Source organism: uncultured Tenacibaculum sp. (assembly GCF_947502995.1).
Classification (GTDB): Bacteria; Bacteroidota; Bacteroidia; order Flavobacteriales; family Flavobacteriaceae; genus Polaribacter.
In genome coordinates, this window is sequence record NZ_CANNBW010000002.1 from 139021 (window position 1) to 164354 (window position 25334).

A 25334-nucleotide genomic window follows, 5' to 3' on the forward strand; every position below is an offset into this window, starting at 1 on the left:
AAGTTATATTTATACTATGAAACAAATGATTGAAGATTTATTTGATTTATTCTTTCCTCACGATATAGATGAAAACGGTAATAAAATCGAAAATCCTGAAGGTGATGATTCTTTTGGCACTAAACTTTTCACAATCATTTTGTTTGTTATAATAGTTATATTGGCAGGAATAACATTAAATTAATAAAAGATAGCAAATATATGTGGCTTCCTACAGCCCACGCTTTAAGGCTATAAAGCTCAAGCCTACGGTTTTTTTAAAAACTTTTTATTAGTACTGCAAAACAACTTTTGGCTTTAATTAATGCAATTTCCTTTTCAATAAAATTTTTCAAAAACTTTTTTAAAAAAAGCTTGACAGCCTTACCCACGCCACAAAGCGAAAGGCTTTCTTTTTTTAATTTTTTTCTTTTTCATTTTCAAAAAAAATATGTGTGAGCGTAGCGAACTTTTAATTGGATAGCTATGCCTTATTTTGAAATGAAAACACACCAAATCGGAAGAACCTACTCGAACCCTCATTTTTTTATCCTAAACAAAGGACTTAACAGCGGAAAACCGCTTTCAAATCCTTGTCCTAACTGTTTTGTAGTAATCACAAAAACCGAAACAGATAAAAACACACTTTTTCATTTATCTATGATGTTGCAAATAGGCGGTTTTTACGCTTATTATTTAAAAGGTAGTGTTATTCCGTTTATTTCTGTAGATGATTGCGGAAACACGCTTAAAAAAGGTTTAAAATCTACTTCAAACATAAGCGACCAGATGCAAAAACATATAAAAGTGGTTGAGGTTATCAGTAAAAAGGAAAAAGAGCTTCAAAATGTCATTGATAAAATGGCAGTTTTAAAGGTCGCATACATTCGTAATTGTTTCAAACTAATGCAAAGTAAAGAAGCCTAGTGCAAAGGCATCGTAACGCCATAAAACAGTAACAAAATGGCATTATTTTGGTTATATTTATAGTGAAATAAAGGTTTTAAAGCAATATAAAGTCCGTACCAAATCCAAACGTGTAATTTTTAAATTGTTTTTATATTATGGGAAAGATTTCTCAAGGAATTTTAGGCGGATTATCTGGAAAAGTAGGTAATGTCATCGGTGGTAGTTGGAAAGGTATTGACTATATCAGAATTAAGCCATCAAGCGTGGCGAATCCTCGAACAGAGGGGCAAGTAAACCAACGTAATAAATTTACGGTTACATTGGAATATTTACAGCCAAACAAAGAGTTTTTAAAAGTTGGTTACAAGTCTTTTGCGACAAAGAAAACCGAATTTAATGCTGCAATGTCTTATGTATTAAATAATGCAGTAGGAGGGATTGCACCTAACTTCACAATCGATTATTCTTTAGCTTTATTGAGTAGAGGTTCTTTATCTGGAGTGTTAAACGGTACTACTGACTTAACAACACCAGGACAAGTGGATTTTGGTTGGAGTGATAACTCGGCAGAGGGTAACGCAAATGCAACAGATAAAGCAATGTTGTTAGTTTACAATCCAAGTAAAAAAGAATCTGTTTATATTTTAGATGGTGCAGACAGAACAGCAGGTTCTCAATCGGTAACAATTCCAAACACCTATGCAGGAGACACAGTAGAGCTATTTATGGCGTTTGTTTCTGCTGATGGTAGTCAAGTATCAAATAGTGTGTATTTAGGCTCTGGTACGGCTGCTTAATAACTTTAAGTTTAAATACATTTTGAAAACCGTTTCTATTAATTTAGAAGCGGTTTTTTTATGCCTTTAGATTACTTCTAATTATTGGTTAAAATGTTATACCTATGTTGTACCCTTTTTTAATTAATCTTTTTAAACCCTTTATTTATAGGCTTTAATTGAGTTAATTAATATAATACATTGTTACCTACTGGCTTTTTTTCTTAATTCAAGTTCAAATTCTTTTTTTAGACTTTCGATTTTTTCTTTGGTCGTTATTTTCAAACTATTTATATAGATAGTAGGATACATAGTTCCTCCTTCTACTTGTGATGCATCTAATTCCGCCTTATTTTTTCTGTAATCTTTCCAAAGATTTAGTTTCTTATCAAATAATTCAGGGTCAATTCCGAAGTTATTACTTTTTCTTTCTTTAATTAAGTCGATTAGCTCTAAAAATTCTTTATCAACCTTTTCAAACTCAATATTAGATTGAATATTCATTTCAGTTTGTGTTTCTGGTGCATTTGGATATATTGTTTCCCAAATAAAATTATTAGTTTGGTTTATAAATGTTTTAGCACTAGAAAAGCATCTTAATATTTCTTCTCTGTTAACATCAAAATTTGTTGCAAACTCGTGACAAAATATATGTCTTAATTCAAATGTCCTATTTATGTCAGCAAAAATTTGATTTGAATTTTCTTTAAAATTTTTTGAGGTTTCCTTTACTTTTTCAAAAATGCTTTCTTTTTCAAAGAGTTTAATTTCACTAGTAAAGTCCTTTCCAATTAAAGTGGATAAATTGGAATTAATATCTTTATAATTATTACAAGGTAATATATGTGAGATGAACTCTCCAATTGAAAATGTTTTTGTCTGAATAGCATTTACAATATCAAAATCAAATTTCACATTTTTTGCTTGATTGAATTTAACTATATTGTCACTAAAAGGTTTACCAAAATCAATAAGTTCCTTATATGTAGACCTAAAAAAGCCTTCAAAACAAGCAACAGTAGCTATTGGAATATATTTCAGTAGTTCTTGATTATATTTTCCATTGTAATGTAAATTTTCTTTAAACGCATATTCAATATCATTCAATTTTGTCTTAAAATCATATCGAGTATTAAATTCCGACCTTGATTTAATAGAAGTTATTTCATTAATTAAATTTCTCTTCATTTTCTTTTTTACCATTTTTTCAGCTTGTAGGTAACGTTTTGTGTATTGTTATTTGAGCTTTTTGTTTGTAAAGTTAATTAAAAGTGATGAGTTTTTGGTTTTGCGAGATTTGTCCGAAGGAAAAATCCGCAAGCAATTAACTATACATTTTGTTGCCTACCGTTATCATTTTTTTAACCGTTTTAAATTCCGTGTTGCGTAGAATTCAATTCCGTCAATTGGTTTAATCTTTCTCTTTCTGATTTGATACCTGATTGTTGAATTAATCTTAGTCCATTTTTTGACCGATTTATTTTCTTTCTTCTTTTTTATATTTAGAATTAAAGTGTCATTTTGGATTTTCCATTTTCCTTTCAACTCTGAATAAATTATTTCATGGTAATTAAAAAATTTAGTTCTATGAAATTTTTCATTTTTGTATAAAATTAAATGATCTGAGTCTACATAACTCCATGTAATTTTATTTCTATTATTTGATTTTTTTTCTTGAATATATATTCAGAATGGATTTCTTGTGAAATCACAGTGTTAGTCAAAAGGCTTAAAGTCAGTGTTATAATTTAGTTTTTCAAATAGTTGGCAACGTTTTGTGTATTGTTATTTGCGATTTTTAGTTGTAAAGTTAATTAAAAGTGGTGAGTTTTTGGTTTTGCGCGATTTAGTCCGAAGGAATAAATCCGCAAGCAATTAATAATACATTTTGTTGGCAATTGTATATTTAGTCAAAAAAATGTACATACAAATAACTCATGCCAGTTTCACTATTAGTCCACAAGTAATATTCGCTAAATGTATGGTCTAAAAAATCTCTCTTGTAATAAACTTTGTCAGTCTTGTCGTTCGGTATTTTTAGCCATTTTGGATTATGAGTGCCTTTCTGCAATTCTTCGACAATATGTTTAAATTCTTCGTTATTCTTTTCGGCAATGTTCAGAGGTTGGTCATGAGCTATTATTTTGTCCAAAACAGTTTGGTTGTGTGTAAATGACATCCAATGAACTTGAGTGTCATACATTCCCCAATTTTTGAGTTTTATTTTTTTAATAGATTCAGGTGGTTTAAAACCAAAGTTGTTTTCAAATGACGATTCAAGTTTTTCTCTATTTTGAGCTTCATAAGCGCAACTATAAAAGGTGAGTAGTGATAGTAAAGTCAATAAATTCAGATATCTTCTCAATTTTACGATTCGTTTATATTATTGCTAACGTTTTTGTATTGTTATTTGCGATTTTTTATTTGTAAAGTTAATTAAAAGAGATGAACTTTTGATTTTGCGAGATTTGTCCGAAGGATAAATCTGTAAGCAATTAACTATACATTTTGTTGTGCATAGTGTTTTATTCAGCTTTTATTTCATAAGGTTCTTCTGGAAATCCAAATAATATTGCTTTTTGCTCATCTATTTCCTTAATTCCGATTAGCGTTTCTCGTTCGTTATTTTCGAAAATTGATGCGAAATAAGTTCCTTGCAAATTTTCTAATATTAATTTCCGTCCATTTCTTTTCACTCTTTTATTGAGTTCTTGGATTACTGGACTATCCAAAATTTTGTTGAATGTTAATGGTATTTTCTCGTTATTCCAGTGTGCTTTGAATTCGAGCTTTTCAATTTTTTTAGATTCAAGTTCCGTTTTGGTTGGTTCAATTCTTTCATAGTCAGTCGCAAATTCAGTATCCTCTGTTTTAGACTCAGTTTCACTCAAAATCGTGAGAGTTTTTCCTTTTCAAAATATTCTTATTCGGTTGTCATTTACGAATTCATATTTTGATTCGGAAAGTTTCTCGCTCCATTCAGTTTGGACTTTTGATAATTCATTTTCGCGTTTTAATTCAAGTTCAAAATGGATAATTTGGTCGTTAGTGAATTCAATAAATTCTGGTCGACAATAATCGTCTCCTGTTTTAATCTTTAACCAAGTTCCATTCAGGTCTTTCATTTGTTTTCTGTGGTTTTTGGACATTATGCACAACGTTTTGTGTATTGTTATTTGCGATTCTTGATTATAAAGTTAATTAAAAGTGATGAACTTTTGGTTTAGCGAGATTTAGTCCAAAGGATTAAATCTGCAAGCAATTAACTATACATTTTGTTGTAAAACGTTTTTAATCAATTGAGGTCTCAATAAATTCTGATATTATTTTACCATTTTTAGAATTTATCTTTAAAACTTTCGATCCTTTACCTTTTAAGGTCCAAATTAATTTTCTTTTCTCGTAATCAATATCCCAAAAGTAAATTTCATTCAGTCCATTTCGTTTTCCGATTTCAATTGCTTTTTTTAGGTCAATTGTTGTTTGTTTTTTTAAAACCTTTAAATAAGGTTCGAGGATTTCTTGAGTATCTTCTTTACTCCAAGGTGTTGTACATTTAAGGTTATAAGGAACTAATAATTCAGTCAAATCAAAGTTTTGATAGGTTAATTTATAATTCAACCAAATTTGTATCGCTGGATATTCAGAAGCTTTGAATTCCGATAAATTAATTCTTTCAAGTCCTTTTTTAGGGTTGTGAATTTCTATAATCGTTTTCGATTTATTGAATTCAAAATTTGTATTTAATATGTCCTTGTCAACGATAAATCTCAATTTTTCATCAAATTGATTTTTTGCACAAAAAATGATTCCATCAATGAAGTTTTGAGAGTCAGAAACTTTAAAAGTTAAAATGAATAATATAGTTAGAAAGTATCTCATTCAAATGTTTTACAACGTTTTGTGTATTGTTATTTGCGATTTTTGATTATAAAGTTAATTAAAAGTGATGAACTTTTGGTTTTGCGCGATTTAGTCCGAAGGAATAAATCCGCAAGCAATTAATAATACATTTTGTTGTACCTAGTTTATATGTCGGTTTGTATTTCACACTTGAAGTTGAATTTTTCATGAATATTATTCATTGAAATTGTAATATTTGTATATCGTCCAGCGATATTATTCGAACAATTTTCATATTTTGAAATCAATTCAATTATTTTATCAATTACTGAGGTATACTCTTTTTTACTCAACATTACTGTATTCTTAAAGTCATGAACTCTACTTAGTTTTTTTCGAATCCAATTATCTTCTTCATTATACAAAACAGCTTTTTTGTCATATTTCATGATTAACTCTGAAACATTGTTAATTTTAATTAACTGAAACTTGTTGTTTTCTTTTGCGATAATTAATTTTTGCCAGCTATTATGGAAACATCCTCCTTTTTTTATATTAACCCACAAAGTATCTGTCAATTCGATATTTTTAAGGCTCTCCAATCTATTCAGTTCACTTCTATTCAGTTCACTTTTTTGACCAAATATTTGCCAAATATTTCCGAGTGAAACTAGTGTCATTATTAAAAGAAATCTTTTCATCTTTTGGGAAATTAGGTACAACGTTTTGTGTATTGTTATTTTGCGATTTTTTAATTGTAAAGTTAATTAAAAGTGATGGACTTTTGGTTTTGCGAGATTTAGTCCGAAGGAATAAATGCGCAAGCAATTAATAATACATTTTGTTGGCTATTGACTTTTATTCTATGTGATACCATTGATATTTTAGTCCATTCCAGAATATAATTCCACCTCCATGAGATTCATTTACACTCATGTAAATTCCATTACCAATTAAAGTAAAGTTTTTAGACTTATCTGGACCAAGTATATCGCCAGTTTTTTCGTCAACTAAATCAGGAGCAATAATTTCTCCTTTTGGAATAATTTTAAATATTTCTATCCACTTTAAATCAGTCATATTATTGATTTCTTTACCTGCTCCAAAGACGAAAGTTTCATTGTTTTCTGAGTTGTTAATTATTAAAACTCCAGTTTTTTGATTTTTCTTATTTGTAACTAATGAAGCAAAATCCATAATACTATCTCCATTAAAATGTCCTTTTAGCATTTTATTATCAATTAGCTTCAGTGAGTCAGGAAAATTTTTTAAATCAACTTTTTTGGACTGTTGGATTTTTAAGTCTATTTTTTGTTTTTCTCTTTCATCTTCATCTCTTGTGTTTTCTTTACAGGAAGAAAAAAATATAATTAGTATTGAAATTATTAATGATGTTCTCATATTTAAGTTTATAGCCAACGTTTTGTGTATTGTTATTTGCGATTTTTTGATTGTAAAGTTAATTAAAAGTGGCGAACTTTTGGTTTTGCGAGATTTGTCCGATGGAAAAATCCGCAAGCAATTAACTATACATTTTGTTGGCTTTAGTATTAATCAGTTTTTATAATTTCAATTCTTTCGTTTTGTAAATCACAAACTCTAGTCGTACAAATATACTTTCTCTTTGTCTCTCCATATCCCAGAGCAACGAGTCTAGAGTTTTCAATCCCTCTATTAATTAACTCTTTTTTTATAATTTGAGCTCTTTTTTGAGTTTTAATGCGGTTTGTCTCATTTTGACCTCTCATACAAGAATGTGATTCAATTAAATAAGATGATTCATTTTTCTTAATAATTTGAGATACTAAATCAAGAATTTTATTAGAGTTTTTATCTAAGTCTAAAGACTCAGAGTTTAAGAACTTGATTCTTTTATTTAATTCACTTAGAGATTCACTCTGTTGAGAATATGATAGTTTTATGAAAACAAGCAAGATTATAATTAATAATTTTTTTTTCAGTTTCATATTAAAGCCAACGTATTTGTGTATGATTTTTTGCGGGAAAAGGACGCGAGTCATTTTCCGATGTTGCGGAAAGATAATTAATAAGATTGAATTTCCGATGAGGAAATTCAGCCGCAATTAATTATACACCTTGTTGCCAGTAGTTTTTATTCAGTTATATAATTATCAAATTCAACTTTATTAATATTCATAATTACAGTAGGTTTTCCATATTTTAGTTTTCCATATTCAGTTACTGAAATTTCGTTTTCATTTGGTTTTTCTAGAAAGTATTCAATTGTTTTCGTATTAAAATCATACTTTGACCATGCGAATGTTCCCTTTATTTTCCCGTTTTGATAATAATCAGTTTCTGATTTGATATTAAATATTCCGTATTCAATGATTTTTTTAAAATGTCCATTCGTCGGGTTTGGTTTCCACCATTGCGTTTCAAATTGTTCTGAATAATGTGTGTCAATTTCCCAATTAGAAGCGATTGTTGGGATTCCAAGTTTTTCTCGTTCCGAGTTAAATTCAATTCCGTGGTTTTTGTTAAATGGAATTATATATTCGGAAGCCATTTTTAAACCTCCAATTATAACAAGTAGAATAATTCCATTAATTGATCCTTTCCCAACTGTTTTTATTGAGTGTTTAAATTCAGTTTTATTTTGTTTGTAATCTTTATAATAGGCGAATAATATTCCAAGTGGAATAATTATAAATCCGATTATCATGTAAATTTCGTAGTTCATTTTTAATTACTGGCAACGTTTTGTGTATTGTTATTTGCGATTTTTGTCTGTAAAGTTAATTAAAAGTGGTGAATTTTTGGTTTTGCGAGATTTAGTCCGAAGGAATAAATCCGTAAGCAATTAACTATACATTTTGTTGTGCATAGTTTTTTATCCATATTCAAACCAAATTGTTTCTGAATTTCGGTCGATCGCATAGTCAATAAATCTTTTGAAATTCCTCAAGTCTTGTCCAAAGTTATTTCTAATATAACCTTCACCTTTATCTTTATTGAAATCCGAAAAATAGTACTCAGAGTTCATTGAGTCAAAATCCGTTTTTATTAGTCTTTCGTGGAGATTATCAATTTTTTCAAGACTATCAATTAACTTTTTTACGAGAATTTTTACTTGATTTATATTTCCGTTTAAGGCTTGTTTTCTTTTTTCAAAATTAGCTTTTAAACGTTCCTTTTCTTCTTCGTTTTCTGCAAAATCAATCATATTCATTTCTTCATCTTCGCTTGGGTATTCGGTCATTTTATACAAATGAGATATATCGATATTCGTTATTTCTCCAATTTGATCAAATTCAGGTGTGTGTTCAACTACTCTTGGTCTACACATTAGATTACAAAATTCCCTGCTCAGAGAATATAGATTGCTATTCTCAAAGTATTCTGACGTGATTACTTCACTATCATTATTTACTCTCAAACTAATGTCTAATCCCATTTTCTCAAATTATGCACAACGGTCTCGGCTATGATTTCGTTGTGGAGTCATCCGCAGGATTATTCCGTTGAGAAATCAGCCATTGATTTATACTTTTATTTTTGTGTGGCCAAAACCACAATGAATTATAGCCATTGTTGGCAATAGTTATTTTTTCAGTCGGATTAAATGCAGAACTAATAAATTTAGTTTTGATTCAGTCTTTTTGTTATTATGCCCAAATTTCCAGATAATACTATCATTCTTTTTTGATTCAATTCGGAATGCTGAATGTAATTTTCTCTTAAAATAAAAATTGAGAATTTGTTTTTTCGAATCAAATTTCCATTTCCATTTTCCGACAAGTTTTGAATTTGTCCAATTCTCAACATTCAAATCATCAACTATTAATTTTCCACTTTTTTTAAAATTGAGTTCAGTTATGTCTCCATTTTCGTTTCGTTGAAGTTTTATATAAATTTCATTTAGTTTGTCATTTTCATTATTGAACTTCAGAATTCGAGTAATAGTAATTGTGTCAGATTCATAGAAATTCCGATTTTCATTATCGGCAAACCATTCCGTTTTTTTGAAATCAGATTTTGTCAAATCTTGAGCTTTCATTCCAATTGTGAAAGACAGAATTAAAATCAGAATCGTATTTTTCATAATTATTGCCAACGTTTTGTGTATTGTTATTTGCGATTTTTTAATTGTAAAGTTAATTAAATGGATTGAACTTTTGGTTTTGTGAGATTTAGTCCGAAGTAATAAATCCGTAAGTAATTAATAATACGCTTTGTTAGCCACTGGTTTATTTATAATAATTATGAATGTCTATAATAGTATCATTTCCTTTTTTATAAAAACTATATTCTCTAATTATTCCAATAGTAGTCTCGTCAACATCAATTCTTTTTTTTATCAATCCAGAATTCAAGTTTACCTTAGCCGTGTATTCGAGAGAGTAAATTCCACTTGCATTAAAATAATCGAAAAATGTATTAATTGGTTTTTCAGTCAAGTCGAAATTTTCAGGTATTTCAGTTATGCCTATTTTTTTTCTTTGGTTATTATATTCTATTCCGTATTTATTCTGATTCACATTAGTATATCCAGTTATAAATCCATTTAACAAGTAGATTATTATGATAATTAATATAATTGGTATTGCTTTTTTCATCTTTAGAATCTGGTTGTCAACTTGTGGCTAACGTTTCTTGTATGGTGTCGTAGCTGACGTTAGGAAGCTATGCTCTATACAAATTGTTGTGCGTTCGTTATTTTAGTTCAGTTCTTATTTTCATCAATAATTTTCCTAATCTATTTTTTCCTTGTCCATTACCGCCATCTCCCCAGTAAGAATCATTTTCTGAATAGAATTTTATAGTATTATCTTCATTCATTTAATCTAAATCATCTCTATTAAAATCATTTTTAAATTCAGAAGTATTGTCAAACCCGAAACTTTCAAGTTTTTCGAAGTACGGAATGTAATCGGTTTCTTCAAATTCATAGGAATCAACCTCCCATAAAAAATAAATAATCCATTGATACCATCTTGGAGGACAAGGATACTTTTGTAAATACTTTAAGCGTTCATCAAAATTCAAATCTTTTTGGTCTAGCCATTCATTTAATATCATCATATGTGTCTCACCACCACCCATTCTCCATCCCATACTGTATGGATGAAAATTTGGAGCATAAATCCAAGGTGGAGGAATATCTCCATATTTTTGTATGAGTTCTTTACTAGATTTTAAATACCAGTCTGAATCTTTATATTTTCCCATTTAAATTATTTCGGCAATGACGCACAATGTTTTGTGTATTGTTATTTGCGATTTTTTATTGTAAAGTTAATTAAAAGCGGTGAACTTTTGGTTTTGCGAGATTTAGTCCGAAGGATTAAATCCGCAAGCAATTAACCATACATTTTGTTACCTGCTGGTTTTTATTCAATTCGCTCTAATTTTATTTTACGATATTTTCTGTGATTCAGTTCATTTTCTTTTGCAGAAATTATTTTAAAATTCATTTCGTAGTATTTGTTTTTGAAAAGAATAAATAATTCGTTTTCAATTTCTTGAATATAGTATTTGTAAATATTTTTATCAGTTGTTACGTAACATGAAGATGGTTCAGTGCAAGTTTGGCAATCAATAAAATTCACTTTTTTGTTCTTCAAGAATTTTAATTCAACCGTTCGGCAGATTCTTTTTTCAGATGTTATGGCATTACTTGAGTAAATTTCAATTCGGTCAGCTTTGAAAAACAGGCTATCTTTATTATTTGTCAGTATTTTAGAAAAATAAGAATATCCATTTTTCCGATATTCCAATTTCGATTCCTTTATCATATTTTTTAATTCACGTTTTGTCATTTCTTGAGCAAAGCAGAAGCTAGATGAGAATAGAAATAATATGACTTGAAAGATGATTTTCATTTGCAGAATGTCGGTTTAACTTGCAGGTAACGTTTTGTGTATTGTTATTTGCGCTTTTTGATTGTAAAGTTAATTAAAAGTGGTGAACTTTTGGTGTTGCGAGATTTGTCCGAAGGATAAATCCGCAAGCAATTAATAATACATTTTGTTGTGCCACGTATTTTTAATTCGGATTTTCAGAATAATTTTGGTCAAACTTCAAATCTGAAATATTTAATTCAATTCTTTTTTTATTAAAATCTTCTCTTTCTAATGGTCCGATTATTGAACTATTTATTCCAGATTCTCTTTTCTTGATATCTATTATAAAATATTTGGTAACTGTTAAGTTATTCAAATATGGGTGTTGTTTAGCGATTATAAAATCAGAGTTATTTCCAACAGCGAAAACATAACCAGAAATAATTCCACTTGAATATGGCGAGTCTTTTTCGGTTTTTTCTACAATTGCTCTATTAGAGACTAAATCATTCCATTCTACATAGTAATTTCCGATTATGAGTTCAGACTCACCTAGATTATTCCAACAGGAATTTAAAGTCAGGATTCCGATTAAAGTCAATATAATTTTAGTATTTCGCAATGTTTTGGTTATATGTGGCACAACGTTTTATGTGTATGTTTTTTTGCGATTTTTCTGTAAATTTAATAAAAAGCTATAAGTTTAAAAATAAGAGGACTCTTATAAATCATTTGGCATTCCGCAACTAAATATACACACCGTTATTTGCTGGCTCTTTATTAGTTGAAAAATAAGGACTATATATTTTTAATAGCGTTTATTTAAAGATGATTCTTTTATGTTGAGGTTTATCTAAACTAAGCCTGACTAAATAAATTGAGGATTTTCTGTTTAAGTCGCCATTATGATAAATAATCCGGCTTGCATATAACGTATTTGTGTATGATTTTTTGCGGGAAAAGACGCGAGTCATTTTCCGTTGTCTCGGAAAGATAATTAATAAGATTGAATTTCTGGTGAGGAAATTCAGCCGTAATTAATTATACACGTTGTTGTAACACGTTTTAATTAGTTATAATTTTATTAATTACTCGATTTTGCTTTTCATCAAAACAATATTGAATTTCTAAAAAATCATCTAATTCATGAGTTACACAATTTAATTCAGAGAATACTTGTCTCTCAGAATTTATTTTCTGTCCGTTCTGATCATAAAACTCCCAATCATTTGCCATTTTACTAAACTCTAATTTTTCGTCTAGTCTACAACGTGTAGAAATATAACTTTGAATTAACTCATAACTTCCTTTTGCTTTTATTTTTCCATCAGGATAATAGAAAATCCATTTTCCTATTCTGTATTTATATTTGAAAGTTTCAACTCCTCCAGGACGACAATCTTCAAATTCATTAAATTTATATTGATTGATTAAATTCAGATTTACTGAGCTACCGCAACTAACCAAAATGAAAGTTAGTATGATTAAGCAATTTTTTTTCATTCAATTTTAATGTGTTACAACGGTTTCGGCTATGAACAGTTGCGTGGGTTAGCACGAACTTTTGCAAGTACACGACAAGCTGAAAATTCCGCAGGAATTTTCAGGATAAGCCTGTAATAGCAATTGTTTATAGCCATTGTTGTGGTTAGTGTTTTTTTAATTATTTACTCAATTTTAATATTCTAAATGCTCCTTGAATTACTAAAACAAAAACTATTGTTCCGATAATCAAATCAGGTTTGCTTGAACTCAACCAATTTACCAAAAGTCCCGCAATAATAACTCCCAAATTGATAATCACGTCATTTGAAGTGAAAATCATACTTGCTTTCATATGAGCCTCTTCTTTACTTTTTGACTTTTGTAAAATATAAAGACAAATTCCGTTTGCAATAAGTGCAAAAATCGACACAATTATCATTGTCGAAAAGTTGGGAAGTTTCTCGTCTCCTAAAAATCTCCTTAAAACTTCGATAAATCCAATAATCGCAAGTGTTATTTGAAAATATCCAGCAAGTTTGGCAATCCGTTTTTTTCTTGTCAAAGTTCCGCCAACTGCAAAAAGACTGATTCCGTAAACAAAACTGTCGGCAAGCATATCCAAACTATCAGCAACTAATCCCATTGACTTTGAGATTATTCCAGTTGTCATTTCGATTAGGAAAAAGGCGAAATTGATTCCAAGTACAGTCCAGAGTAGTTTTTTCTGGTTTGCATTTTCATTAAATTCCGTTTGGTCAGTTTGTTCAGTCGAGATTTTCTTTCCGCCTAAATTCAGTTCGATAACTGACTTTTCGATTTGGTCGATTTGTCCGCTATGAAAAACGATCAGTTTTCGGTTGGGGATGTCAAAGTCCAAATTCGCAATACTTGAGATTCCGTCCAATTTCATTCGGATTAGATTTTCTTCCGATGGACAGTCCATTTTGGTAATCTCAAATATCGTTTTGTTCATTAACTTTCTCGGTTTTTGGACATTAACCACAACGTTTTGTGTATTGTTATTTGCGCTTTTTTGTTTGTAAAGTTAATTAAATGAATTGAACTTTTGGTTTTGCGAGATTTAGTCCGAAGGATTAAATCCGCAAGCAATTAACCATACATTTTGTTGGCAATAGTGTTTATTCAATTATAAAATCAGTATCTGTTTCTATAATCTTAATTTCAATTTCTATATCATCTTTTATTAGGTTATTAGAAAATTCGTCGAAAGATTTATATAAAAAACGAATGTTTTTGTAATATTTTAAACCATTATTTTTTGATTCGGTATTGTGATTCCATATACTAATCTCACCATACTTTTCAGTAGAAAGATTTATGACGTAATAATCTCCACCACCATTATTAGCAAAAGGAAAAAATTCTTTAGGAATCCTATTGTTTAAAGCTTTTAAAACCCAAAATATACTCGCCCAATATTCTCCTCTGTGAACTCCGAAAAAATAACTGACTGACCAAAGTTCTTCTTTATTGTTTAATTTTACTTTAAGAGAATTAAGTTGAGGAGTTCCTCCGTTAGTCTTTTTTAGAAAGTTCAGATAATTTTTTGGCAAAGAGAATCCTATAGTTTTTTCTAATTCTATTAAGTCACTATTATTCAACCTTTCAAACTCATAGGGTTTTATTACTTCAATCATATTCGGTTTTTCATTATTGCCAACGGTCTTGTATATGAAAAGTAGCGGATTTTACGCACGAACTTTTCGGTTAAACACAGACTTTAAATTTATAAAATTCATTTCGATTTAGCACCTAAACCGCTATTTTTTATATACGTTGTTACCCACTGGCTTTATTCCGTTCAGCTTGGTTTTCAGCGTAGGCAAAGACATACTCTTTTGCAATTTTTGGATTGTGTTTCGGCTGAAGCGAATTGCAAATGTGTATGGCTTTTAGCGTTGGCTTTTTAACAACAACTTTTATTTTCTTGAATTGGTGGACAAGCTACTGTCCCATAAGAACAATAAACACAACAATCTCCCTCTTTTGGTTTCAAAACCGTTTTGCAATTCTCACATTCGTAGAAAAATTGGCAAGCGTTTGTAGGCATATCTTCTACTTTTTTATGTCCGCAGTTTGGACAAGTGATTTCAGATTTTAATATAGTTTCCATTAATTTTCTTTTTTATTGGTTACTTTATAGCCTGTTGAATTGATTGCTTTCTCAATTTCCGTTTCATTAGTTTTGGTTTTGTCAAATTCAACGATTGCATATCCATTTTCGTAAGACGCTTTTGAGTTTACAATTCCGTTGAGTTTATTTACTTCGTGATTGACGTGTTCTTCACAACTCGCACAAGTCATTCCGCTGATTTTAAACTCCGTTGTTTTAATGTCCGATTTGTCAACTACGATTACTTGCTTTTCTGTATTTGGGTAAAAAATTCCTGAATAGTATGGGAAAGCCAACATCACAATTGCAAATACAGTTACAATTCCTAAAAATTTCTTTGATTGAATAAATTTTGGTTTTTCGTCCGTTTCGCAATCGCAGTCAATTTCTTTACGAGGTTTTAATTTTTGATACCAAGCAAAGCCAAGAACTAAAATTGTCAGTCCGATTAAATAAGGTCTAAAAGGTTCTATCCAAGAAAATGTTGAAGCAATTCCGCTCGTTCCTGCGATTAGAGCTAAAACTGGTGTAATGCAACATAATGAAGCAGTAATCGCGGTTAACAAACCTGCACCAATTAATTTGTTTTCACTTTTCATATCGTTTCCAAGATTTTGTTTTTATCAAGTATCTCAAAAAATGGGTTTAACATTTTTTCGTATTCGGTCGTTAGTGAGTAAAAAATCGTTTGAGCTTCTCTTTCCGTTTCTATTAAATTTCGGTCTTTCATTTTTCTCAAATGTTGAGAGATTGCAGAAATGTTCATTCCAAGAATATCGCTTAAATCACAAACGCAAAGTCTTTTTTCCTGAAAGAGTAGGTAAAGTATTTTCAGTCGAACGCTATTTCCGACTAATGAAAGTCCGTTCGCCAAATAGTCGAACGATTCGCTTAATTCCGAAACTGTGTCTTTGCAACGATTTATTTGTTCAATATCGGCTTGTTGTCTTATACAAGAATTATTTTCCATAAAACAAAGTTACGGTTATTTCTTATTTAAGCAAATACTTAAATACAATATTTTCAAGCGTTGAAAAAATTTTAGCTCTTTTGGTTTTTATAGCGTTGGATTTTTGTGTCGGCAAAAACCGAAAGTGCTAAAATGTGCGGCTGGATTCAGCTTGTGGGTAACGTTTTGTGTATTGTTATTTGCGCTTTTTTGTTTGTAAAGTTAATTAAAAAGAGGTGAACTTTTGGTTTTGCGAGATTTAGTCCGAAGGAATAAATCCGCAAGCAATTAACTATACATTTTGTTGTACCCAGTTATTTTTAAAGTCAGATATTTTTAATCCATCTTTTGTCAATTGTTCTAAATCCAATATTCGGTCAAATGGGATTATATTTTGAGTCTCCAACTTGTTTTTAAATTTATCCGCGTATGAGTGAGCAAAACTTTCTTTTTCTGAACTCGGCAAACTATGATATTTATTCCATCGTTTTTCCCAAGCATCATATTCCTCATTAGGTTTCTCAGGTCTTTCAACTTCACTAAGATAATGAACAAAATGTCCAAATTCGTGTGGTAAAGTTCTGTAAAGTTGAGTTGACCTGATGTTGTCAATTTCATATTCAGCTTCAAAGTAGCGTTTCCCCATTACTATTTTATGTCCATCCTCTTTAAGTCTTTTCAGTTCTTTCTGTGACTCAATATTAAGTTTCTTACTCCATTTAAAACTACGTTCTAAATTAGTTGCCTCTATGATGATTGCAGGAAAATGTTCGTTTTCAAATTCATAAGAGTAGATTAGCCTTCCCCAAACTGGTTTTAAGTTTTCTTCTTTTCTAGTTGGTTGTCTTAAAACAATTAATTCTAAATCTCCGTAATCTTCATTTGGGATTTCAGTCAATATTTTTTCTAAATCATCAATAGTACAAGCATGAAATGAATTTTCTCTCGTTTCTTCTACTATGAATTTAAATTTATGATTGTTTATTATTCTTTCAACAACATTATATTCTCCTAATCTTTCGTAGAAATATTTCATTTCAATAGCGGGATAAGGGACTACTAGTTTATTGTGCTGTCCATAACCTTGTTTAGCTGTTCCTATATTTCTATTTCTTCTTGTTGGATTGAACATTTTGGTCTAATTGGGTACAACGTATTTGTGTATGATTTTTTGCGGGAAAAGGACACGAGTCATTTTCCGATGTTTCGGAAAGATAATTAATAAGATTGAATTTCCGCTGAGGAAATTCAGCCGCAATTAATTATACACCTTGTTGTAACCAGTTTTATTCAATTTCTGCTCTTAAATTTTCGATTTCAGTATCCCAAAAGCTTGATTCGAGATAATAATTAGGATTTAATATTTTAAATTCATTTTCTAATTCAGTCAAATGCTTTTCCGTAAACATTGTTTCAAAAAATCCATCTTCCCCAAATTCATCATTTATCCTTTTAATGAAGCCTCTGAAAAGAAGTAGAGAAGAAGCTAATTCAGAAATGTTTTTATTCATATCCTGCATAAATTCAAACCCTTGTTCATGGTCGAGCAAAACTAATTTGTCATTATCTGATGAATCAAAACAAATTGGATTTCCGCTACCATCAGACCCAAAAACCCAATAATCTTTGGTTTTTTCATCTAAAACGTCATATCCATAATAGCCATGAATTGTATTAAATTCCGAATCATAGCTATTTAATCCAAAACCTAAAAAAGGCGCAGCATCTTCTGGAAATCCTATTTTTAAAAAATCTTTTGTTTTTTTATTTAGGTTAGACTTTTCAACTTGGTCAATCGGAAATTCAACCCACTTTTCAGAGTCATTAATCATCCAAAGTTTTTTAAAATCAGTAGGATTCATTTTGTTTTCGGTAAATTGGTTACAACGTTTTATGTGTATGTTTTTTTGCGATTTTTCTGTAAATTTAATAAAAAGCTATAAGTTTAAAAATAGGAAGGCTCTTATAAATCATTTAGTATTCCGCAACTAAATATACACACCGTTATTTGCTGGCTCTTTATTAAGTGAAAAATAAGGACTATATATTTTTAATAGCGTTTATTTAAAGATGATTCTTTTATGTTGAGGTTTATCTAAACTAAGCCTGACTAAATAAATTGAGGATTTTCTGTTTAAGTCGCCATTATGATAAATAATCCGGCTTGCATATAACGTTTTATGTGTATGTTTTTTTGCGATTTTTCTGTAAATTTAATAAAAAGCTATAAGTTTAAAAATAGGAAGGCTCTTATAAATCATTTAGTATTCCGCAACTAAATATACACACCGTTATTTGCTGGCTCTTTATTAGTTGAAAAATAAGGACTATATATTTTTAATAGCGTTTATTTAAAGGTGATTCTTTTATGTTGAGGTTTATCTAAACTAAGCCTGACTAAATAAATTGAGGATTTTTTGTTTAAGTCGCCATTATGATAAATAATACGGCTTGCATATAACGTTTTGTGTATTGTTATTTGCGCTTTTTGATTGTAAAGTTAATTAAAAGTGATGAACTTTTGGTTTTGCGAGATTTAGTCCGAAGGAACAAATCCGCAAGCAATTAACCATACATTTTGTTAGCTGTTTTTATTTAGGATAATCATTTTGCCATGCTTTTAAACAATCGTTCAAATTATGTTTAAGTTTAGGTAATTGTATATTTATCTTTTCAAACATTTTTTTAGTCCAGATTATTTCTTCAGGTAATAAATCTAATCCATCAATATCAGGAGGTATTCCATCTCCTCCCCAACTAATTCCAAATGAGTCAATAATTGGTTTATCAGTATTCAAATGTTTTAAAGATATTTCTAAAGCGATGCAGTTTGGTTCATCTGGTATATATCCATCACGATAACATTCCAAGTAAATATGATATCCTTGATAAGGAGTCAATTCTCCAATTTCACCTTTCCCTATTTCTATCTTAAAAGTATCATGTTTAACTTTTAACTCTTCTCGAAATTCCGATAAAATAGGAATGCATAACTCTGTAAGTTTATCAACAATTTTTTTGTTTTCTTTTGTCATCGTTTAAATTACAGCTAACGTTTTGTGTATTGTTATTTGCTATTTTTTAGTTGTAAAGTTAATTAAAAGTGGTGAACTTTTGATTTTGTGAGATTTGTCCGAAGGATTAAATCCGTAAGCAATTAACTATACATTTTGTTGTGTATAGTGCTTTTTATTCAATCCAACTTGATTTATATACTTTAAGTACTTTTCCGTTCTCAAAGAAAAATAAATATGCTTTTCCGCTTGAGCCAGGTTTACCAACTCGTTTTGTTGTAATAATCAAAATCAAACTTTCTTTATCTAACTTTGAAAGTTCCACATTCGGTTTCCTTTTCTTTTTTATACAATCCAAATTCAATTCCGCTGTCTTATATTTTGTCTCTTCGAGCTTTTTGTAAATTGGATATGTTTTAGTTTTGTCATATTCAAACACTTTTTCTTTTTCAATTCCTAATTGATAAGCAACATATTCAGTTGGAAAATAAAATTCGTAAAGAGAACCATTTTCAATAGTTGAATAAAACTTAAAATTTCGAGTACTTAATTCTTTATCGTTTTTAAGGTACTCAATCGCAGATTCAATTTGTTCACATAATTCTCCATCAGAAATTAATTCCGAATTTTGTCCATAAATTGGAATTGTAAATAATAAAAATAAAATTATTTTTTTCATTCGTGACGGTTTTTCCGCATTATACACAACGTTTTGTGTATTGTTATTTGCGATTTTTGGTTGTAAAGTTAATTAAAAGTGATGAACTTTTGGTGTTGCGAGATTTGTCCGAAGGATAAATCCGCAAGCAATTAATAATACATTTTGTTGGCATTTCGTTTTTTATTTCAATAGTTGCTCTTCATTCATAATATCAAGAGCCTTTTCTGATTCATTTTGTCCTTTTGTCATTGATCCAGGCAGCATAATCAGTCGTTTTTTTACTTTGCCATTTTCATCTTCGAATATCACTTCAAATCTTGAACGAGTCAGGCCTTTCATTCCATTTTTGAACTTAACACGTTTAATTTTTCTTCTATCAATTACTGGACTTGTTGAATTATTCAGACTATTGAAAATTCCGTAAATTAGGTAAAGTCCGATGCACCCAAATAGAATTGGTTGCAAGGTCTGTCCTTTTTGAAATGCATCAATTGCGAAATAGAAAAATCCAATAATTATTGTGCTATAAATTGTAAGAACTCTGGTGATATTGTTTCCAACAGTAACATTAGACACATTCCCTATAATGCCGTCTTTGGTTAAAATGATTTTATCAGGAAGTATGTGACAGAATCCAGTTTTTGTTTTAAAAGTTTTTTCTTTTTTCATTTCGGTTTTTAATGAACGCCAACGTTTTGTGTATTGTTATTTGCGCTTTTTAGTTGTAAAGTTAATTAAAAGTGATGGACTATTGGTTTTGCGAGATTTAGTCCGAAGGATTAAATCCGCAAGCAATTAACTATACATTTTGTTGGCAATTGTATATTTAGTCAAAAAAATGAACATACAAATAAGTCATTTCAGTTTCTTTATTAGTCCACAAGTAATATTCGCTAAAAGTATGGTCTAAAAAATCATTCTTATAATAAATTCGGTCAACATTTTTATTAGGTAATTCTAACCAACTTGGTGGATTCGCGTCTTTTTTTAAATCTTCTATTATAGTTCCAAATTTTACGTTATTACTTTCGGCAATATTCAGAGGTTGGTCGTGCGCAATTATTTTTTCTAAAACTTTCGAGTTGTAAGTAAATGACATATAATGAACTTCAAAATCAAAATGCCCTCGATTCTTGAGTTTGATTTTCTTTATAGATTCGGGTGGTTTAAATCCAAAGTTGTCCTCGAAAGATGAAATTAGTTTTTCACGATTCTGTGATTCATACGTACAACTATTCAAGGTCAGATTTAGAATTAATACTAAAATCAACTTTTTCATATTCAATATTTTGTTTTTGAAATCAACTTTTTCCCTTTTGCAATCCATAATATTGGACCAATTAATCCAATCATAACAGTTAGAATCCAAGTAGTTTTATCTCCTTTAAAATCTTTAGTAAGTATTAGATAAATTGCTCTGAAAGTTGTGATGATTGACCAGAAACAAATTATGATTATTGAAAGTATTAAAATAGGATGCATTTCGTTTTCGATATTATTGCCAACGTGTTTGTGTATTGTTATTTGCGATTTTTTGTTTGTAAAGTTAATTAAAAGAGATGAACTTTTGGTTTTGCGAGATTTAGTCCGAAGGAATAAATCAGCAAGCAATTAACTATACATTTTGTTGTGCCACGTATTTTTAATTCGGATTTTCAGGATAATTTTGGTCAAACCTCAAATCCGAAATATTTAATTCAATTCTTTTTTTATCAAAATCTTCTTTTTCCAATGGTCCGATTACTGAACTATTTATTCCAGATTCTCTTTTCTTGATATCTATTATAAAATATTTGGTAACTGTTAAGTCATTCAAATATGGATGTTGTTTAGCGATTATAAAATCAGAGTTATTTCCAATCGCGAAAACATAAGCAGAAATAATTCCGCTTGAATATGGCGAATCTTTTTCGGTTTTTTCTACAATTACTCTATTAGCGATTAAATCATTCCATTCTACGTAGTAATTTCCGACTATAAACTCAGATTCACCTGGATTATTCCAACATGAATTTAAAGTCAAGATTCCGATTAAAGTCAATATGATTTTAGAAATTCGCAATGTTTTGGTTATATGTGGTACAACGGACTTGTGTATGAAACGTAGCGTGCAAAAAGACACTAACTTTTCGGATTAACACAGAGTCGAATTTTTATATTTTGTTTTTAATTTTTCATTTTTTAAAAGCCAAATTAAAAATTTGGCGGACTTCCTAAATATACACAAACCTTTCGGTTAAACACTTATTAGCTATGTTTTATACACCGTGTTGTAAAACGTTTATTTCTTTTTGTTCAAGTAATAGTTAATAATATCATTTGGGTCAATGTCTTTATCATAATGTCCTTTTGAATATACAATAACTGATTTTGGATTTTTATCCAGTTCTCCGTCCCAATATATTCCAATTCCAAGTTTATCAGACCTAAATCCGTCAGACTCTTTAATCAGTTCTATATCATAACTTTCAAACTTATTTATTAAAAATTTGAAATCATTTTTTAATAAGTCAATATTGTCATAAAGTAGACTGTGCTTAAAAGACTCAATAGTATCAATAGATTTTCCGTTTTCTTTAAGGATAATTATCAAATCAAGACTTTCGATAAAAACTGTAGTCTTTGATTTTCCCATAAACTTTCTTTCGGATATCTTTATTTCATAATCTTTTAACTTCTCAGTTAAGGTTTTAAGATTATCATTAAAATCAATCAATCCTACTTTTTTATATGGTTCAATATTCATATCTATTTTTTGAACTAATGTTTTACAACGGTCTTGTGTATGAAACGGAGCGTGCAAAAAAGCACTAACTTTTCAGATTAACACAGAGCCGAATTTTTATATTTTGTCTTTAATTTTTCTTTTTTTAAAGCCAAATTAAAAATTTGGCGAACTTTCTAAATGTACACAAACCTTTCGGTTTAGTATTTATTAGCTATGTTTTATACACCGTGTTGTAAAGCGTTCTTTTTCATTAACTCTTTTTCGTAATTAGTATCAAATCCGATATATGTTATTTCGCTAATTTTTATTTTTTCACTACCAATCCATTCCGCATCTTCATTCAGAAGTTTTAATTCCACTTCGGTTTCAGAAAGGTTTTTAATCTTACCAACAAAATACGAATCGTCATCAGTTTCGTTGAATATTGCTATTAATCTCCCGTTTTTCAACTCTGATAAACATTCGAACATATTGTTCATTTTGTCAAGTGATAGCTTGTCAATAAATTCTGATGAGTTATAGTTTTTTATTTCGTTCAATTCTTCATCATCCCATTCGCGATATTTATCAATCTCGTAATTTCTAATTACCGCGAATCCGTCAAATTCTTTAGTTTCTTCATTAAAGCAAATGAAAACAAATATTTCATCATTTGACTTTAAACCAATTCCAGAATATAGTTCATCTCTATTTGGAGATAAATCCACGTGGATTGGAATTTTATTTTTGATTTCATTTTCCATTTTCTCAAATGCTTTACAACGTTTTGTGTATTGTTATTTGCGATTTTTTGATTGTAAAGTTAATTAAAAGAGATGAACTTTTGGTTTTGCGAGATTTGTCCGAAGGATAAATCTGCAAGCAATTAACTATACATTTTGTTAGCCATAGTATTTTTTAATTTCCAAATGGAGTTTTATCGTTCATAAACGGACTTTTGAAAGTTGTCCAATCTGAAGTTTTTAATGATTTTCCATCAGTGTTCATTGCAGTGAATCTAACTTTATATTTCCCTTTGTTTTTATAGGTAAATGCTCCTGCACACATTCCGTGTCCAACATTAAGTTTATCATTCCATTCTTTGATATAAAATACATTAGTTTTATTAGTACTTAAGTCAAGGACTTCGGTCTTATACCAAATTTCGGAATCTGATTTATTTTTTACACTAAAAATTGCGTTTGCTTCCGGACCACAACCATAATGTATAACATTTGTTTTTTCAAATACAAGAGTAAGATTTGAGTTCAGATTTTCAATTGATTTTTTGTCTGTTGTTTTCCAATACACTTTTTCATATTCTTTTTTGTCAGAATTCCAACGTTTCATTTCATTTGATTCTCTTTCGGTTTGTTTAGAATATTTTAAATAGTATTTTGTATTAGGTTTTAATTCAGTTAAAGGATATAAAATTGCTTGAGTTAAATCCATTTGACCTTTTAGGATTTCTTTAACGTTAAGTTGGATTGTTTCTCCATTTTTGCTTTCTAAGAAAATTGTTCTGTCTTTGAAGGTATTAATTATCTTTTGGCTAAAGGCGTAACCCTGAATAATAAATATTGAATTTAAGCTGATTTTTTTTGTTTCTGGGAAGAAAGACATTCCACTCATTCCGCAATCAGCAAAAACAGAGTTAATTCCGAATGTCATTAGTAAAAGAAAGGTGATTTTTTTCATTATGTTGGTTTTCAAACATTCATCAAATTTCGTTCCATTGATATTATGGCTAACGTTTTGTGTATTGTTTTTTGCGATTTTTTATTTGTAAAGTTAATTAAAAGAGTTGAACTTTTGGTTTTGCGAGATTTGTCCGAAGGATAAATCCGCAAGCAATTAACTATACATTTTGTTGGCAATTGTTTTAATCCATTCCAATTAAGAGTTTTGCTTTTTCGTGATCAGGAAAGTTCTTTTCAAGCTTTAAAAAACTATCAATTTCCTCAGCCCAATTATTTTTCTTAGAAATTTTATTGAAAATTATAGCTAAAATATCTTTGTCAATTTTTAAATTTCTTAAATGATCGGGTAAAATATCCAGAGAACAAAATAGAGATAGGCATAAATTATATAGATCTTTATAAGTTACCAAATCAGGAAGATTTAAAGTCAAGAAATTATATAGTTTTATTGAGTCAATTGTTTCAAGTCCAGATATTTTTTCTTTTTCCATTTTTATAAAATTATTGCCAACGTTTGTATATACTTAAATGCAGTATATCTGCATTTATGTTGTTTTTGGTTAAGTTGTTTTATTTTAGTGTTTTATCTGTGTTTTTTCGATTGAATTACTTCTTTGCTTTTGCAAGAAAAATATTTTATATTTCTTTATACACTTCTTCAAAAGGAACTCTAAATCGTTTTCCGTAAACACCTTCTGGTTTTCGTATTCCACAAGAAATAATCATATTGATTTCTGCACCTAAAGGTAATCCTAAAACTTTTTTAACACGCCAAGTATCTGATCCTTCCATTGGACAAGTGTCATATCCTTCTCCTGCCATACTTAACATAAATGTTTGTGCTGCTAATCCTGCGCTTTTATGAGCTACTAGGCGCATATCTTTGCTTCTTACTTCTCTATAGATGGGTTTGAATAATCCTGTAATGATTACGGTTAAATATTTGAAAAAACCAAAAATACCCCAAAAGTCATTATACACAAAAGGGATGAGTTTTTTGTAGTAGTTTTTTGCGAATTTTTCTCTACTAGATTGTTCTGTTTTAGGTTTTGGAGGATAAACTTTGTCTAAATATTCCAAATTTGCTTTAGCTCTTTTTTTCCATAAGTCTTTGCGCACGGTTACAATAACAAGTTGTTGAGCTGTTTTGGCTGCATTTTGATTAAAACATAAAGGAATCATTTTATCAATTATAGATTGAGATGTAACGTGGTAAAACTCCCATAATTGCATATTGCTGCTATTTGGAGCTAAAACTGCATGTTCAATACATTTTTTTACAATTTCAGTTTCAATTTTTTGCTCGTTATCATAAACACGAACAGATCTTCTGTAGTTAATAGCTTCATTAACGGTTTTTTTGCTCATGC

General features: G+C 29.5%; 38 protein-coding genes. 3 read left to right on the forward strand and 35 right to left on the reverse strand.

The features are described 5' to 3' along the window. Nucleotides 1-16 precede the first annotated feature (16 nt). The 3 genes from Q1A46_RS02075 (at nt 17) to Q1A46_RS02085 (ending at nt 1685) form a co-directional block, all read left to right on the forward strand. The gene (locus tag Q1A46_RS02075; protein ID WP_299673489.1) at nt 17-184 is read left to right on the forward strand and encodes a hypothetical protein; all 168 of its coding nucleotides are present in this window, start codon (nt 17-19) and stop codon (nt 182-184) included. A gap of 281 nt (nt 185-465) precedes the next feature. Further along, nucleotides 466-906, forward strand: a complete 441-nt coding sequence (locus Q1A46_RS02080; protein ID WP_299673491.1) for a hypothetical protein — start codon at nt 466-468, stop codon at nt 904-906. A 137-nt stretch (nt 907-1043) separates the two neighbouring features. After that, nucleotides 1044-1685 carry a DUF6266 family protein gene (locus Q1A46_RS02085; RefSeq protein WP_299673493.1) on the forward strand — a complete coding sequence of 214 codons (642 nt, stop codon included), beginning with the start codon at nt 1044-1046 and terminating at the stop codon, nt 1683-1685. Nucleotides 1686-1868: 183 nt separating this feature from the next. Here the strand turns inward: Q1A46_RS02085 and Q1A46_RS02090 are convergent, their stop codons facing one another. The 35 genes from Q1A46_RS02090 to Q1A46_RS02260 all read right to left on the reverse strand — a co-directional run bounded on the left by Q1A46_RS02090 (nt 1869) and on the right by Q1A46_RS02260 (nt 25332). Then, entirely contained in the window at nt 1869-2852 is a 984-nt protein-coding gene (locus Q1A46_RS02090; RefSeq protein WP_299673495.1) for a HEPN domain-containing protein, read from the reverse strand. A 718-nt stretch (nt 2853-3570) separates the two neighbouring features. Continuing rightward, the gene (locus Q1A46_RS02095; RefSeq protein WP_299673497.1) at nt 3571-4008 is read right to left on the reverse strand and encodes a hypothetical protein; all 438 of its coding nucleotides are present in this window, start codon (nt 4006-4008) and stop codon (nt 3571-3573) included. Between the two features lie 181 nt (nt 4009-4189). Continuing rightward, on the reverse strand, nt 4190-4555 hold the full coding sequence (locus tag Q1A46_RS02100; protein ID WP_299673499.1) for a hypothetical protein: 366 nt from the start codon (nt 4553-4555) through the stop codon (nt 4190-4192). Nucleotides 4556-4576: 21 nt separating this feature from the next. Beyond that, complete coding sequence (locus Q1A46_RS02105) at nt 4577-4789, reverse strand: hypothetical protein (protein ID WP_299673501.1); 213 nt, start codon at nt 4787-4789, stop codon at nt 4577-4579. Between the two features lie 166 nt (nt 4790-4955). Then, nucleotides 4956-5546 carry a hypothetical protein gene (locus Q1A46_RS02110; protein ID WP_299673503.1) on the reverse strand — a complete coding sequence of 197 codons (591 nt, stop codon included), beginning with the start codon at nt 5544-5546 and terminating at the stop codon, nt 4956-4958. 146 nt (nt 5547-5692) lie between these two features. Beyond that, nucleotides 5693-6208 carry a hypothetical protein gene (locus Q1A46_RS02115; protein ID WP_299673505.1) on the reverse strand — a complete coding sequence of 172 codons (516 nt, stop codon included), beginning with the start codon at nt 6206-6208 and terminating at the stop codon, nt 5693-5695. 157 nt (nt 6209-6365) lie between these two features. Continuing rightward, nucleotides 6366-6908 (reverse strand): hypothetical protein, encoded by a 543-nt coding sequence (locus tag Q1A46_RS02120; protein WP_299673507.1) that lies wholly within the window; start codon nt 6906-6908, stop codon nt 6366-6368. Between the two features lie 149 nt (nt 6909-7057). Then, entirely contained in the window at nt 7058-7474 is a 417-nt protein-coding gene (locus Q1A46_RS02125) for an OmpA family protein (RefSeq protein ID WP_299673509.1), read from the reverse strand. 146 nt (nt 7475-7620) lie between these two features. Further along, nucleotides 7621-8211: a hypothetical protein gene (locus Q1A46_RS02130; RefSeq protein ID WP_299673511.1), complete on the reverse strand. Its 591-nt coding sequence runs from the start codon at nt 8209-8211 to the stop codon at nt 7621-7623. A 150-nt stretch (nt 8212-8361) separates the two neighbouring features. Further along, nucleotides 8362-8817, reverse strand: a complete 456-nt coding sequence (locus tag Q1A46_RS02135; RefSeq protein WP_299673513.1) for a hypothetical protein — start codon at nt 8815-8817, stop codon at nt 8362-8364. A 255-nt stretch (nt 8818-9072) separates the two neighbouring features. Then, a complete protein-coding gene (locus Q1A46_RS02140) occupies nt 9073-9573 on the reverse strand; it encodes a hypothetical protein (protein WP_299673515.1) in 501 nt (166 codons plus the stop codon). Nucleotides 9574-9718: 145 nt separating this feature from the next. Next, complete coding sequence (locus Q1A46_RS02145) at nt 9719-10087, reverse strand: hypothetical protein (RefSeq protein ID WP_299673517.1); 369 nt, start codon at nt 10085-10087, stop codon at nt 9719-9721. A gap of 97 nt (nt 10088-10184) precedes the next feature. After that, nucleotides 10185-10310: a hypothetical protein gene (locus Q1A46_RS02150; RefSeq protein ID WP_299673519.1), complete on the reverse strand. Its 126-nt coding sequence runs from the start codon at nt 10308-10310 to the stop codon at nt 10185-10187. Beyond that, the gene (locus tag Q1A46_RS02155) at nt 10311-10700 is read right to left on the reverse strand and encodes a hypothetical protein (protein ID WP_299673521.1); all 390 of its coding nucleotides are present in this window, start codon (nt 10698-10700) and stop codon (nt 10311-10313) included. Nucleotides 10701-10861: 161 nt separating this feature from the next. Continuing rightward, the gene (locus tag Q1A46_RS02160) at nt 10862-11353 is read right to left on the reverse strand and encodes a hypothetical protein (RefSeq protein WP_299673523.1); all 492 of its coding nucleotides are present in this window, start codon (nt 11351-11353) and stop codon (nt 10862-10864) included. A gap of 163 nt (nt 11354-11516) precedes the next feature. Next, nucleotides 11517-11936, reverse strand: a complete 420-nt coding sequence (locus Q1A46_RS02165; protein WP_299673525.1) for a DUF3997 domain-containing protein — start codon at nt 11934-11936, stop codon at nt 11517-11519. 443 nt (nt 11937-12379) lie between these two features. Continuing rightward, nucleotides 12380-12817, reverse strand: a complete 438-nt coding sequence (locus Q1A46_RS02170; RefSeq protein WP_299673527.1) for a hypothetical protein — start codon at nt 12815-12817, stop codon at nt 12380-12382. A gap of 160 nt (nt 12818-12977) precedes the next feature. Then, a complete protein-coding gene (locus Q1A46_RS02175; RefSeq protein WP_299673529.1) occupies nt 12978-13772 on the reverse strand; it encodes a cation transporter in 795 nt (264 codons plus the stop codon). A 166-nt stretch (nt 13773-13938) separates the two neighbouring features. Next, nucleotides 13939-14457 (reverse strand): SMI1/KNR4 family protein, encoded by a 519-nt coding sequence (locus tag Q1A46_RS02180; protein WP_299673531.1) that lies wholly within the window; start codon nt 14455-14457, stop codon nt 13939-13941. Nucleotides 14458-14726: 269 nt separating this feature from the next. Then, nucleotides 14727-14933 carry a GDCCVxC domain-containing (seleno)protein gene (locus Q1A46_RS02185; protein WP_084677408.1) on the reverse strand — a complete coding sequence of 69 codons (207 nt, stop codon included), beginning with the start codon at nt 14931-14933 and terminating at the stop codon, nt 14727-14729. Beyond that, entirely contained in the window at nt 14933-15532 is a 600-nt protein-coding gene (merTP, locus tag Q1A46_RS02190) for a mercuric transport protein MerTP (protein WP_299673534.1), read from the reverse strand. The genes Q1A46_RS02185 and merTP overlap by 1 nt, the downstream gene beginning before the upstream one ends. After that, nucleotides 15529-15903 (reverse strand): metalloregulator ArsR/SmtB family transcription factor, encoded by a 375-nt coding sequence (locus Q1A46_RS02195; RefSeq protein ID WP_299673536.1) that lies wholly within the window; start codon nt 15901-15903, stop codon nt 15529-15531. Before Q1A46_RS02195 ends, merTP begins: the two co-directional genes overlap by 4 nt. A 271-nt stretch (nt 15904-16174) precedes the next feature. Next, nucleotides 16175-17014 (reverse strand): hypothetical protein, encoded by an 840-nt coding sequence (locus Q1A46_RS02200; RefSeq protein WP_299673538.1) that lies wholly within the window; start codon nt 17012-17014, stop codon nt 16175-16177. A 154-nt stretch (nt 17015-17168) separates the two neighbouring features. After that, nucleotides 17169-17744 carry a hypothetical protein gene (locus Q1A46_RS02205; RefSeq protein ID WP_299673540.1) on the reverse strand — a complete coding sequence of 192 codons (576 nt, stop codon included), beginning with the start codon at nt 17742-17744 and terminating at the stop codon, nt 17169-17171. Nucleotides 17745-18473: 729 nt separating this feature from the next. Continuing rightward, entirely contained in the window at nt 18474-18917 is a 444-nt protein-coding gene (locus Q1A46_RS02210; RefSeq protein ID WP_299673542.1) for a hypothetical protein, read from the reverse strand. A 154-nt stretch (nt 18918-19071) separates the two neighbouring features. After that, nucleotides 19072-19575 carry a hypothetical protein gene (locus Q1A46_RS02215; protein ID WP_299673544.1) on the reverse strand — a complete coding sequence of 168 codons (504 nt, stop codon included), beginning with the start codon at nt 19573-19575 and terminating at the stop codon, nt 19072-19074. A gap of 162 nt (nt 19576-19737) precedes the next feature. Then, entirely contained in the window at nt 19738-20226 is a 489-nt protein-coding gene (locus Q1A46_RS02220; protein ID WP_299673546.1) for a phosphoribosylaminoimidazolesuccinocarboxamide synthase, read from the reverse strand. Nucleotides 20227-20383: 157 nt separating this feature from the next. After that, the gene (locus Q1A46_RS02225; RefSeq protein ID WP_299673548.1) at nt 20384-20836 is read right to left on the reverse strand and encodes a hypothetical protein; all 453 of its coding nucleotides are present in this window, start codon (nt 20834-20836) and stop codon (nt 20384-20386) included. Between the two features lie 2 nt (nt 20837-20838). Beyond that, complete coding sequence (locus tag Q1A46_RS02230; protein WP_299673550.1) at nt 20839-21039, reverse strand: hypothetical protein; 201 nt, start codon at nt 21037-21039, stop codon at nt 20839-20841. Between the two features lie 160 nt (nt 21040-21199). After that, on the reverse strand, nt 21200-21619 hold the full coding sequence (locus tag Q1A46_RS02235; RefSeq protein WP_299673552.1) for a DUF3997 domain-containing protein: 420 nt from the start codon (nt 21617-21619) through the stop codon (nt 21200-21202). 219 nt (nt 21620-21838) lie between these two features. Further along, a complete protein-coding gene (locus Q1A46_RS02240) occupies nt 21839-22303 on the reverse strand; it encodes a hypothetical protein (RefSeq protein WP_299673554.1) in 465 nt (154 codons plus the stop codon). A 200-nt stretch (nt 22304-22503) separates the two neighbouring features. Then, a complete protein-coding gene (locus tag Q1A46_RS02245) occupies nt 22504-23028 on the reverse strand; it encodes a hypothetical protein (RefSeq protein WP_299673556.1) in 525 nt (174 codons plus the stop codon). A gap of 154 nt (nt 23029-23182) precedes the next feature. Next, nucleotides 23183-23962: a hypothetical protein gene (locus tag Q1A46_RS02250; protein WP_299673559.1), complete on the reverse strand. Its 780-nt coding sequence runs from the start codon at nt 23960-23962 to the stop codon at nt 23183-23185. 184 nt (nt 23963-24146) lie between these two features. Then, a complete protein-coding gene (locus Q1A46_RS02255) occupies nt 24147-24455 on the reverse strand; it encodes a hypothetical protein (RefSeq protein ID WP_299673561.1) in 309 nt (102 codons plus the stop codon). A gap of 145 nt (nt 24456-24600) precedes the next feature. Then, nucleotides 24601-25332, reverse strand: coding sequence for a nitroreductase family protein (locus tag Q1A46_RS02260; protein ID WP_299673563.1), 732 nt, complete (start codon nt 25330-25332; stop codon nt 24601-24603). Between the last annotated feature and the right edge of the window lie 2 nt (nt 25333-25334).